Source organism: Sphingomonas sp. GW822-FHT03G08, from assembly GCF_058801135.1.
This window is the reverse complement of sequence record NZ_JBXAMZ010000001.1, coordinates 434,358-445,962: the sequence shown is the minus strand read 5'-3', so window position 1 is coordinate 445,962 and position 11,605 is coordinate 434,358. Positions and strand designations below refer to the sequence as shown.

Annotated in this window: 11 protein-coding genes; 3 read left to right on the top strand and 8 right to left on the bottom strand. The window is 66.2% G+C overall.

All coding sequences use genetic code 11. From position 1 onward, the window contains the following. Positions 1-51: 51 nt before the first annotated feature. From AC1RJ5_RS01840 to AC1RJ5_RS01815, 6 genes are all read right to left on the bottom strand, one after another. Entirely contained in the window at positions 52-363 is a 312-nt protein-coding gene (locus AC1RJ5_RS01840) for a hypothetical protein (protein ID WP_269575341.1), read from the bottom strand. Between the two features lie 75 nt (positions 364-438). Beyond that, positions 439-1,359, bottom strand: a complete 921-nt coding sequence (cysK, locus tag AC1RJ5_RS01835; RefSeq protein ID WP_269575342.1) for a cysteine synthase A — start codon at positions 1,357-1,359, stop codon at positions 439-441. Next, on the bottom strand, positions 1,356-2,687 hold the full coding sequence (locus tag AC1RJ5_RS01830) for an MFS transporter (protein WP_342249802.1): 1,332 nt from the start codon (positions 2,685-2,687) through the stop codon (positions 1,356-1,358). Before AC1RJ5_RS01830 ends, cysK begins: the two co-directional genes overlap by 4 nt. An 83-nt stretch (positions 2,688-2,770) precedes the next feature. Next, positions 2,771-4,162 carry an MFS transporter gene (locus tag AC1RJ5_RS01825; protein WP_493111386.1) on the bottom strand — a complete coding sequence of 464 codons (1,392 nt, stop codon included), beginning with the start codon at positions 4,160-4,162 and terminating at the stop codon, positions 2,771-2,773. A 182-nt stretch (positions 4,163-4,344) separates the two neighbouring features. Continuing rightward, positions 4,345-4,893 carry a hemerythrin domain-containing protein gene (locus AC1RJ5_RS01820; protein WP_493111384.1) on the bottom strand — a complete coding sequence of 183 codons (549 nt, stop codon included), beginning with the start codon at positions 4,891-4,893 and terminating at the stop codon, positions 4,345-4,347. A 128-nt stretch (positions 4,894-5,021) separates the two neighbouring features. After that, positions 5,022-5,552 carry a glycine zipper 2TM domain-containing protein gene (locus AC1RJ5_RS01815; RefSeq protein WP_269575346.1) on the bottom strand — a complete coding sequence of 177 codons (531 nt, stop codon included), beginning with the start codon at positions 5,550-5,552 and terminating at the stop codon, positions 5,022-5,024. Between the two features lie 349 nt (positions 5,553-5,901). On the opposite strand from AC1RJ5_RS01815, the gene AC1RJ5_RS01810 reads away from it, so the two are divergent. Then, entirely contained in the window at positions 5,902-6,147 is a 246-nt protein-coding gene (locus AC1RJ5_RS01810; protein ID WP_493111382.1) for a hypothetical protein, read from the top strand. Between the two features lie 27 nt (positions 6,148-6,174). Beyond that, positions 6,175-6,846, top strand: coding sequence for a hypothetical protein (locus AC1RJ5_RS01805; RefSeq protein ID WP_269575348.1), 672 nt, complete (start codon positions 6,175-6,177; stop codon positions 6,844-6,846). Here the strand turns inward: AC1RJ5_RS01805 and AC1RJ5_RS01800 are convergent. Next, entirely contained in the window at positions 6,843-7,619 is a 777-nt protein-coding gene (locus AC1RJ5_RS01800) for a hypothetical protein (RefSeq protein ID WP_342249798.1), read from the bottom strand. The genes AC1RJ5_RS01805 and AC1RJ5_RS01800 overlap by 4 nt on opposite strands. Before the next feature lie 172 nt (positions 7,620-7,791). On the opposite strand from AC1RJ5_RS01800, the gene AC1RJ5_RS01795 reads away from it, so the two are divergent. Continuing rightward, complete coding sequence (locus AC1RJ5_RS01795) at positions 7,792-9,978, top strand: putative bifunctional diguanylate cyclase/phosphodiesterase (RefSeq protein WP_342249797.1); 2,187 nt, start codon at positions 7,792-7,794, stop codon at positions 9,976-9,978. A 14-nt stretch (positions 9,979-9,992) separates the two neighbouring features. Here AC1RJ5_RS01795 and AC1RJ5_RS01790 read toward each other — a convergent pair whose 3' ends face one another. Further along, positions 9,993-11,480: a serine hydrolase domain-containing protein gene (locus AC1RJ5_RS01790; protein ID WP_493111379.1), complete on the bottom strand. Its 1,488-nt coding sequence runs from the start codon at positions 11,478-11,480 to the stop codon at positions 9,993-9,995. Positions 11,481-11,605: the final 125 nt, after the last annotated feature.

Below are 11,605 nucleotides of genomic sequence, written 5' to 3'. Positions count from 1 at the left end.
ATTGCGGCGCCGAAACGCCACAGGCTTCGGCTCAGCGTGGGACGGCGGGGCTTAGTCCGGCCAGAAGCCGGTGGCCTCGCACATATCCCAATGGTCCGCCGCACCCAGTTTGCAGGCCGCTGCGGTGCTCTCGCCGATGCAGAGCTTCACTTCACGCTGGTAGCGCTTGTAGCAGCTCTCCGGGCGCGCCGGCGCCGCGGCCGCCAGCGCCACCGGCTTGTGCTTGATGGCGGAGACTGGGGCGGCCGCCACACCGCGCGCTTCGGCCGGCGTTTCCAGCCCGCGCTGCTTCCCCCCGAAAGCCAGCGGCCACCCCAGATAAATGGCAAGCATCACGCTCACCAGGATCATTGCATTACGCACGACGAATTCCCCCCGGAAACGACGTTTTCCCCGACTCGGGAAAACTAGCGTTAATCGGGAGTTAATTCCAGTGCCTCAGCTCTCCGGAAGGAAGTCTGGAACGCTCAAATAGCGCTCACCTGTATCATAATTGAACCCAAGCACCCGGACGCCCTCCGGAAGATCGGGCAATTTCTGCAGGATCGCGGCCAGAGTCGCCCCCGAGGAGATGCCGACCAGCATACCTTCCTCCCTTGCCGCACGGCGCGCCATGTCCTTGGCGACACCGGCATCGACCTTGATCACGCCGTCGATCGCATCGGTGTGGAGATTGCGCGGCACGAAGCCCGCGCCGATGCCCTGGATCGGGTGCGGGCCGGGCTGGCCGCCCGAGATCACCGGCGAAAGCTCGGGCTCGACCGCATAAACCTTCACATTCGGCCAGGCCTTTTTGAGTGTCTCGGCAACGCCCGTGATATGGCCACCGGTGCCGACACCTGTGATCACCACGTCGATCGGAGTGTCGGCGAAGTCGTTGAGGATCTCCTGCGCCGTGGTGCGGTGATGCACGTCGATGTTCGCCGGGTTCTCGAACTGCTGCGGCATCCAGGCGCCCGGAGTCGTCTCGACGATCTCCATGGCTCGTTCGATCGCGCCCTTCATGCCCTTTTCGCGCGGCGTCAGGTCGAAGGTCGCGCCATAGGCGAGCATCAGGCGGCGGCGCTCAAGGCTCATGCTCTCGGGCATCACCAGGATCAGCTTGTAGCCCTTAACCGCCGCGACCATCGCCAGGCCGACGCCGGTATTGCCGCTGGTCGGCTCCACGATCGTGCCGCCCGGCTGCAGGCTGCCGTCCTTCTCGGCGGCCTCGATCATCGCCAGCGCGATGCGGTCCTTGATGGAGCCGCCCGGGTTGGTGCGCTCGGACTTGATCCAGACTTCCGCGTCCGGGAACAGCTTGCTCACCCGGATGTGCGGCGTGTTGCCGATCGTTTCGAGGATCGTATTGGCCTTCATGTCGTCATCTCCTTGGGAGGAATCTCAAGATTGGCCGGAGGATCGAAGGTTCGAGCCCGCCTCAACTCCGGAAATAGCTTGGCCCAGGCGATCGTGACAAGGATCGCGCCGATGCCGCCGCCAACCACAGCGGCGACCGGACCGATGAGCGCGGCGAGAAAGCCCGATTCAGCCTCGCCCAGCTCGTTCGAGCCCGAAATGAACAGGGTGGACACCGCACCGACCCGGCCACGCATCTCGTCCGGCGTATAGAGCTGAATCAGCGACTGGCGAACATAGACCGAGACCATGTCGGCTGCGCCGAGCACGAACAACGCGAACAATGCGATCAATACCGCCGGAGCGGTATCATGCCCGATTGCGCTCGGCCCCAGCACCGGCACCAGCAAGGGCGCCGAGAGGCCGAAGATCACCGTTGCGAAGCCGAACAGCGCCACCGCGAGCAGCATCTTCACGCCCACATCGCTCTTGAGCGGGCGCCAGGAGAAGAACACCGCCGTCAGCACCGCACCCACCGCCGGCGCCGCGCGCAGATGCCCGAGTCCGGCCGAGCCGACCTCGAGGATGTCGCGGGCATAGACGGGCAGCATCGCCGTCGCGCCGCCGAGAAGCACCGCGAACAGGTCGAGCGAGATAGCGCCGAGCACGAGCCGGTTCCGCCGGACATAATGCAACCCGTCGACCATCTGCGCCCAGGGGCTGCCGCTGAACTTGCGCACGGTACGCGGCACGGGTCCGATCAGCATGAGCATGAGCAAGGACAGCAGGAACAGTCCCCCCGCCACCGCATAGGAGAGCCAGTCCGCCGCCGCATAGAGATAGCCGCCCATCGCCGGCCCGATCACGGTGCCGATCTGCCAGGAGAGCGAGCTCAGCGCGATCGCGGTCGGCAGGATCGCCTTGGGTACCAGGTTGGGCGAGAGCGCGCTCAGTGCCGGGCTGGCAAAGGCGCGGGCGACACCGAGCAGCGCGGCAATGCCGAACAGGGCCGGCAGGCTGATCGTATCGGTATAGGTCAGCACACCCAGGCTGATCGCGCAGAATGCTTCGAGCGCCACCGAGGCTCGGGCGATCCAGCGCCGGTCAAGCCGGTCCGCGACCCAGCCGGCGAACAGCGAGAGGAAGAGCAGGGGCAGGAACTGCGCGACGCCGATCAGCCCGAGTTGAAACGCCGCCTCCTTCACCGTCATCGTCCGCCGGGCGATGTCATAGACCTGCCAGCCGATCACGATCACCATCGCCATCTGCCCGAGCGTGGCCGAGAGGCGCGCCAGGAAATAATAGCGGAAGTTGGGAACGGCGAATGGATGCGTTGCTTCGGCGGCCATGGAAGCGCCTCTAGGCCCTTCCGCGACGGAACCGCAACGAACGATTGCAGGCGCGGCCGCCAATCACATCAAGATATGCCCGATCAGCGCAGCTTTGCCGGCTGGACGTCCTCGGTCTCGGCACTGCGCGGGTTGCGGATCGCGGGGCGCAGCCGCGCGAAGCTGCACAATCCGGCAATGGTCGCCAGCCCGGCAGCGACAAGGGCAGGTACCGTTCCGCCGCCGATGCTCAGCGCCAGCAGCGCGGCCACCAGCGTCGCGCCGGTCGTCTGTCCCACCATCCGCGTCGTGGAGACCAGCCCGCCTGCCGCCGCGGCCCGATCGATCGGCGCCGAGCCGATGATCAGCCGGGCATTGGGCGACAGGAACATGCCGAAGCCGGCCCCCGTGAGCGACATCCGCCAGGCGATATCGAACCACGTCGGTTCCGCGGGCAGGAAGGCGAGGAAGATCAATCCGGTTACCGCGACCACCATGCCGATCGCGCCGAGCGCACCCGCCGGATAGCGATCGGACAGCGAGCCGGCGAGCGGCGCGACGATCATCGTTGTGAGCGGCCAGGGCGCGATCACCGCGCCGACTTCGGAAGGCGCGAAGCCATAGCCGTGCTGGAGCCGGAAGGGGAGGGAAAGCAGCAGCGTCATCGTCGCGATGAACGCAGTGAAGGCCCCGACCACCGACAAGGCGAGCACCGGACGCGCCAGCAGATCGACCGGCAAGATCGGCTTGGGCTCGCGCAATTCCCGCCGGACGAACAGCAGGCCGATCGTCGCGCCTGCGATCACCACCGCGCCGGAGACCACCGGGCTGTCGCCGTGCACGGCACTTTCCAGCCCGCCGATCACCAACCCGAACATGCCGGCGCAGAGCAACGCACCCAGCACGTCGAACGGCTCGTCACGCGGCTCGCTCCCAGGCAAGGCACGGCCGAACAACAGGCTGGCGATGGCGAAAGGCACGGCGGAGGCAAAAACCCAGGGCCAGGGGCCAATGGCCAGCACGAGTCCGCCCAGGGTGGGCGCAAGCGCGGCCGAGCTGGAAACCACCACCGAGTTGATGCCCAGCCCGCGCCCAAGATGCTTGGCCGGATAGATCTGGCGGATCAGCGCCGAAGATACGCTGAGCGCCGCCGCCGCACCCGCCGCCTGCGCGGCGCGGACAATGAGCAGGAAGGGCAGGCTCTTGGCGAAGAAGCAAAGGACCGTCGCGACGGTGAAGACGAGCTGCCCGGTCTGGTACATCCGCTTCAGGCCAATCCGTTCGCCCAGTCCGGCAAGCGGCAGCAGCAGCATGACCAGCACGAGCTGGTAGACCGTCACGATCGAGACCGCGGCAGAGCTCTCGATGTGCAGGTCGCGGGCGATGGTGGGCAGAGCCACGGTCGCGATGGCGCCGTCGATCACCACCAATGCCGATCCGAACGAAACGGCAGCGATGGCCAGGGTGCGGCGGGGCTGGGGGAGGCCATCGGTCATCGCCGTTCAGTGCCGCAACAGCGCGTCGGGTTCCAGCGGGAACTCTTCCTTACCCAAATGGGTTGTTTCGCAATCTAAACCAAAGACTTGGAGAGACTGATGGGCAAGGGCATCCTGTTGTGGCTGCTGGGCATTCCGATCCCGATCATCCTGCTTATCCTGCTGTTCTGGCACTAGGCCGATCAGGCTGGGTCGGCCTTGTTCCGGCCCGCACCGTTCTCGATGACAAGGTTGTTGCCGGTGAAGATCAGCTCACGGATCTCCCACGCATCGGCGACGTAGCGATGATCCGGCTTGCCGGGACATGCGCCTTCGTCGTTCGTGGGAAGCTGGTGCATCAACGGCAGGATATCGGCCGCCTCGCGCTCGATTCGCTCGCGGATGCGGCCCATCAGCCAGCGGATCGAGCGCGCATAGGTTTCCCACTGCGCCTCGCTGGGCAAACCGTGCCAGCGGGTGACATGCTCGCGGAAATCCGCGACCAGTGCCGCCGTCTCCGCGCTCGCCTGGCTGGCCGCTTGCGCAACTTCGCCGCCCAGGCCATCCATCAGGGGGCCATATACCTGGCCCTCCATTTTCGCGAAGTGCATCAGAAGGTCGCGGGTGAACATCCAGCGGCGGAATCCCAGCCCGTCGACACTGACAGGCCGCGGCCCGGAAACCATCGTCTCCAGCGCATCGGCATTGGCAAGAATGTGGCTGTGCTGTCTCAGCACACGCTCCACGGGCATTACGCGACTCCTCATTCCCCCATTTTGGCGCAGTATGCCTGTCCAGGGGTGAAATCGCGGCTCAGGAGCTAACCCTATTGGGGAAGCTACGGAGGCCCCGCCGCAGGTGCGACAGGGCCTCCGGAACGTCAGCGGCAGCGAACCTGGTCGCGGTCCACCGAGCTGCCGAGCGCGCCGCCGGCGATCGCGCCGAGCAGCGTGCCGACGGTCTTGGAACGGCCGCCTGCAATCACGTTGCCGAACAGGCCGCCCGCCGCGGCACCGACGATCAGGCCGGTCGTGCCGTCCGAGCGCTTGCAATAATATTTGCCGTCATTGCCGCGATAGATGCGGTCGTCCTGGGTCAGGACGCGCTCCTGGTAGCCGGGCGGCGGCGCGCGATAATCGCGGGCGGCATCATAATATTCGTCGTCGCGCGGGTCATAGCCCGAATAGCCGCCACGGGGCGGAGGCGGCGGTGCCACCGGACGCTGCTTGTAGGCGCGGTAGCGCTCGAGCGCCTGCTGGAACTGGTCATATTCCCGCTCGAAACGCTGCTGCGCCGCATCGAAACGCGCTTCCTCGTCCTGCGCATAGATGGGCGCGCGCTGTGCCATCGCCGGCGTCGCGACCGCCAGGCTGGCCGCTGCGACTGCGGCGAGGGTTACCAGATGCTTCATGTTATTCTCCTTCCCGAAGGCCCATACGGCCGGGGGCGCTGAAACGTTCCGGACATCCGCGTGAAGCCGGGCTGAACGGACGATGCAGATGCGACGGAACCGTAATGAAGTGCGGCAGGACGCACCAGCGCGAAACCCGATCGGCCTTTGATAGTTGGCACGGAACCGATAGACGGATTGGCCGATTTGAAGCCGGAAAGCCTGCACTGAACGCCAAAAGCTTGCTGCGGCGCAGCAAGAGTTGCCATAAGGCCCCATGCTGTTGAGTAATGAAACCGATTCCACCGCCGCTCCCGCTCCGACCACGCCGATGGTGTTGGAAGGGATCGTGCGCCAAAAATGCCTGTCCGTGACGTATAATCGCACGGCGATGATCCTGGCGCCGCACATCCTCTACACCCGCCATGACGCGCTGCATGTCGATGGCGTGGTGGTGCTCAAGGAAGGCGCGCCGCCGCGCGAGGAGAAGATCGGCACCTTCAAGCTCGACGGATTGACCGGGATGACCGTGACCGACCGGGATTTCGTCAAGAGCGCGCTGTTCGATCCCAGTCTGGAGAAATATCAGGGCGAGACCCTGATGGCGGTGGCCTGATCTCCGGGGCTGTGCTGAAACGGCCCCATGAACTTCATGCAGTTCCTCAAGTCGCTCGACGACCTGCTGTACGAGATCATCACCTGGCTGGTCTTCTATCCGATCACCCTGTGGCGGACGATCCGGCACCCGTTCGTGATGATGGCCTATGCCGACAGCGAATTGGAGGACACGGCCGAGCAGCAATATCCTGATGTGCTCAGCCCGCCGATCTTCCTGCTGCTCACGCTGCTGCTAAGCCACACGATCGAACTGGCACTTGTCGGGCAAAGTTCGATCGTGGCGGACAAGCGCGGACTGTCGGGACTGATCAGCGACGATACCAGCCTGCTGTTGATGCGGCTGCTCTTCTTCGCGATCTTTCCGCTGATCATGGCAGTCGCGCTGCTGCGCCGGCAGAAGGCGCCGCTGACCCGGGACAGCCTGAAGCCTCTATTCTATGCGCAATGCTATCCCGCCGGCGTGTTCGCGCTGGTGCTCGGGATCGGGTCGCTCGCGACGCAGATGCCGGGAGGCCCGGCCTTCCGCAGCGCCGGGCTCGCGATCATCCTTGCCGCCTTCCTCTGGTATGGCTCGCTGCAGACGCTGTGGTTCGCACGCACCCTGGCCGTCTCGAAGCTTCGCGGCTTCGGTATCGCCACGATGACGATGGTGGAGTGCGTGATCCTGTTCGTGCTGCTCGCCGCCCTGCTGGCCTAGAAGCCGCCACCCCCGCGCCAGTCCCCTGCATCGCACCGCCCCGTGAAGTTGGTTGCGGCCCGGATGCGAATGATGCCGCTGCGACGGTCGATCTCGAACTTCGGCTTGTTCAACCCGTTCATGCGATATTCGCCAGTGATGCGATCCGGGGTGACGACCAGGTTCTGGATGTCCCACCAGCCATTGTCGCCGCCGCTGTGGATCGGCGAGACCAGCTTGCCCTCGGGCCGGATGCGGCCACGGCCATGCCAGATCTCGATCTGCAGGTCGGACGCGAAACCCTCGCGACCGAGCGTCGTCCCATATTGCGGCTCGAAGCGGTGACTGCGCGAATTATAGACATAGCCTGACTGATACTGCGCGGAGGGGGCGCTGCCGCCGCCGAAACAGACCAGAGTGATCGAGGGACCATAGCGGTCGCCGCCACCCGGGGCGTTGCCATAGTCCGGGCGCGGCGGGCCATAGTCGGGGCGCTGGGGCTGGCCGCCGCCACCCTGGCAGTTCGCGTCGGGCACCCGCTGGATCGCCGAATAGCGCCCCTCACTGGTCGCCACCTGGATGCACTGGCGCTGGCGACCGCTCCACCAGAGCGACCATTTCGTGTCGCGGACGGTGTTCACGGTGACGAAGGCATAGCCACGCGCCTCGAGCTGCGTCTCGCCGCCCGCCGCGCGGGCACCGACCAGGTCGGCGACGTCGGAAGGAGAGGATTGCGCGAAGGCAGGCACGGCAAGCATGGTGGTAGCGAGCAGGGCGGTCAGCATCAGGCGCATGCGTCCAGGTCCTTTCGGGGGTGTTTCGGCCTCGTTCTTACCCCGCATCAATGCGCTCGCCCACGCCGATTTCCGTCCGCGAGCGAGTTTTCCGGGGCCCCGCCTTCACACAACCTAAAGGGTCCACGCGTAGGAACCCATCCGGATTGGTGTAAATCTCGGGCGAGGCGGAATGAGCGGTACGGGTGTCGGGGCGGCGAGGGCGATCGGGAACGGCACGGCCATCCCGTTCATGCGCCGGAATGGCCCGGACCCGCTTGCCGCCGAACATCTCCGCCTGTTCCGCAACTACGAGGCCATGAACCTCGGCTGGTTCTGGGCGACCGACGCCGAAGGCCGGATCACCTATATCAGCGAGGGCGCCGCGCGCTCGCTTGGCCAGACCGGCGATGCGCTGATCGGCCAGGATCTGGTGTCGCTGTTCAAGAACCCGAATGACGAAGCGGACGCCGAGCGCCGTCGTACCATGCCCTTCCAGATGGCCCGCCAGGCCCGTTTCGACGCGATCCCGCTGCTGGTCGACATTGTCGGCGAGGAGCGCTGGTGGGCGCTCTCCGGCCAGCCGGCACGCGACAGTCGCGGGGGGTTCTCCGGCTATCTCGGTCACGGCGTCGACGTGACCAAGGAACAGCGCGCCACCCGCGAGAGCATCCGGCTCGCCATGTATGATCCGCTCACCGGCCTGCCCAACCGGCGGCGGATGGGCAATTTGCTCGACAGCACCATCGCCGCCTTCCGCAGCCAGGAGCGCGCCTGCGCCCTGATGCTGATCGACCTCGACCGGTTCAAGGCGATCAACGACAGCCTCGGCCATCCGGTGGGCGATGCGCTGCTCAAGCAGGTCGCCGAGCGGCTTGCGACCATCGTCGGCAATCCCGAGCAGATCGCCCGGATGGGCGGCGACGAGTTCCAGGTGATCCTGCCCGACGCGCACAACCGGGTCGGCATCTCCGACCTTGCCAACCGCATCATCGAAGCGCTTTCGCACCCCTATACGATTAACGGCAGCCGCTGCCTGATCGGTGCCTCGATCGGCATCGCGGTCAGCCCGTTCGACGCAAGCACCAGCGACGAGCTGGTCCGCAACGCCGACCTCGCGCTCTATGCCGCCAAGGGGGCGGGGCGCGGCCGTGCGCGCTTCTTCTCGTCCGACCTGCTCCAGGTCGCCGAGGACCGCCGGCTGCTCGAGCAGGACCTGATCGACGCGCTCTCCAACGGCGAGCTCGCGGTCCATTACCAGCCGATCCTCAGCGCCCGCAGCGAAGACGTCACCGGTTTCGAGGCGCTGCTGCGCTGGAACCATCCCAAGCGCGGGCGGATCTCGCCGGCGATCTTCATCCCGATCGCCGAGGACGCCAACCTGATCCCGCAGCTCGGCGAGTGGACCTTGCGCCAGGCCTGCATGGACGCCGCCAAATGGCCCGGCGAGCTGCGCGTCGCGGTCAACGTCTCACCGATCCAGTTCGCCAGCGAGGCGCTGCCCGCCATCGTGATGAGCGCGCTTGCCAATTCCGGGCTCAAGGCCGAGCGGCTCGAGCTGGAGATCACCGAAAGCGTGTTCCTCGGCGAAACCGCCGAGACCGACGCCCGCTTTGCCGCGCTCAAGCGGCTCGGCGTCCGGCTGGCGCTCGACGATTTCGGCACCGGCTATTCCTCGCTCGGCTATCTGAAGAGCGCGCCGTTCGACAAGATCAAGATCGACCAGAGCTTCGTCCGCGGTACCACCGAGGAAGGGGCCCGCAACCAGGCGATCATCGCCGCCATCGTCGCGCTGGCCAATGCCCTTGGCATGGAAACCACCGCCGAGGGCATCGAGAGTTTCGACCAGCTCGAGACCATGCGCCGGCTGAACGTCAGCCATATCCAGGGCTTCCTCTACAGCGGCGCCGTTGCCGCGGCCGACCTCGCCAAGCACCTCGAGAACGGCAAATGGGTACTCAAGCCCCAGGGGCCTGCCCGCCAGCGCCACATCCGCCACACCACCTTCCGCAAGGTCGGCGTGATCCACGACAATCACTACTACCCCGCCGTTCTCAAGAACGTCTCCGCCTCGGGCGCCCTGATCGAGGGCATTGTCGATGTGCCGGAGGGCACTCAGTTCGTCGTCGACCTTGGCGAGGGCCAGATGGTCGTCGCCATCGTCCGCCGCGCCCTGCAGCACCAGCAGGGCATCGAGTTCGAGCAGCCGCTGGTCGAGGACAGCAACGGCGCGCTCACTACCCGGCACCGGGTCTCGCCCAAGGTGCTTGGCGAGGCCGGGCTGCAGCAGCAGGGCCACAATCTCGTCGCCAAGACGGAGGAGGGGCTGGCGCTGCCCGCCTTCCACACCACCACCGAGTGGAACGGGATCGAGGTCTAGCGCCGCCCGGTCGCTCAGGGCTGTTTCTGCAGCTTTTCCAGAACCTCCCTGCCATTGTCGTTGCCCGGATTGAGCTCGAGCGAGCGGCGATACTCCGCGATCGCGCCGGGCCTGTCGCCCGCCTCGGCTAGCGCTTCCGCCAGGCTGTCATGCGCGTTCCAGCTGTCGGGATAGGCCGACACGTTCCAGGCGAAGATGCCTCGCGCCGCCGCCGGACGCTTGTCGCGCAGCAGGCGATAGCCCCAGGCGTTCACCAAATCCTCGTTGAGGTGCAGTTCGGGGAAGCGGGCCTTTATCGACGCGATCGTGCCGGGCACATCGGCATAGTCGCTCTTCTCGAGCGCGGCCTCGAGCGCCACCAGCCCCTTGGGCGGCCCGAACAAGGCCGCATGGATCGCATCGGCAAGCCCCTGCGCCGTGCTCTGCGCGCCGGAGCTGTTGGCGAGCACGACCACGCCGTAGCGCTGGGCCGGATAGAAGTCGCAATAGCTGGAGAAGCCGAGCGTCCCGCCCGAATGGCGCAGATAGGTCTGGCTGTCCGCCGTCTTGCCGATCACCCAGTGGAAGCCGATCTGCCCGGCGCCCGGCGCGCCGAACAGGGGCTGGTGGGTGAGGGCGATGGCGGGATCGGTCGCGGCGATCTGGGCCGAGAGATAGCGCGCCATGTCCGCCGCCGAATAATGCAGCCCGCCCGCGGCGCGGATCACCGGCATTGCGAGCGTGGGTCGTTCGGTGCCGTCCGTGGCATAGCCGATGGCGAACAGCGCGGGCGGCACCGATGCTCCACCGGCGCGCATGCCCAGCGGCTTCTCGACGAAGCGGGCGAGCAGCGCATCATAGGGCGCGCCATAGATCCGCTCGACGACCACGCCCTGGAGCTGCGAGGCGACATTGCTGTGGCGCGGCAGGTGCCCGGGCATATCGACCAGCTGCGCGCCCTTGAGATCGACGAGGAACTGCGGCTGGTCATAGCCGTCGAGCAGCTTCGCCACCGCAAAGGCCAGCTCGTTCGGCGGCAGCTTGCTGAAGCGGGCCATCCAGTCGGGCACATTGTCGGGCAGGGCGGAAGTGGTGGTGACCATGTCCGCCAGCCGCACCGGGCGGCCGTCGCGCACCAGATTGTCATAGCCCGCCGGGAGGTATTTGCGGACATCGTCGTCGAGCCGGGCCCGGCCTTCGCGGATCGCATGGGCCAGGATCAGTGAGGTGAAGGTCTTCGAGATCGAGCCGATCTCATAGACCATATGCTCGCTGGCCGGCGTGCTGGTGGCGCGATTGGCGATGCCGGCGTTGTGAAAGCGCGTGCGCCCGTCCCGGATCACCGCGACGGACACGCTGGGCGCCTTGCCGCTCTTCACGAAATCATCGACCAGCGCCTGTACCGGGTCGGCAGAGGTTGCGGCACGGGCGAAGCCGGGCAGGAGCGCGGCGCCGGCGGTAGCGGGCATCAGCGCGAGGAGCTGGCGGCGGTTGAGGCGGGGTCGGTAGGCGTTGTGCTGCATGGTTTGATCCCTTTCGCCTACGAGGCTACATTTGTAGCGCGACGTGCGTCAAGGGTGTAATGGTTATGTAATACGCATTGGTGTCGTGCAGCTGCGAGAAGTTGACATAGTTCCCGCAAGCGCTC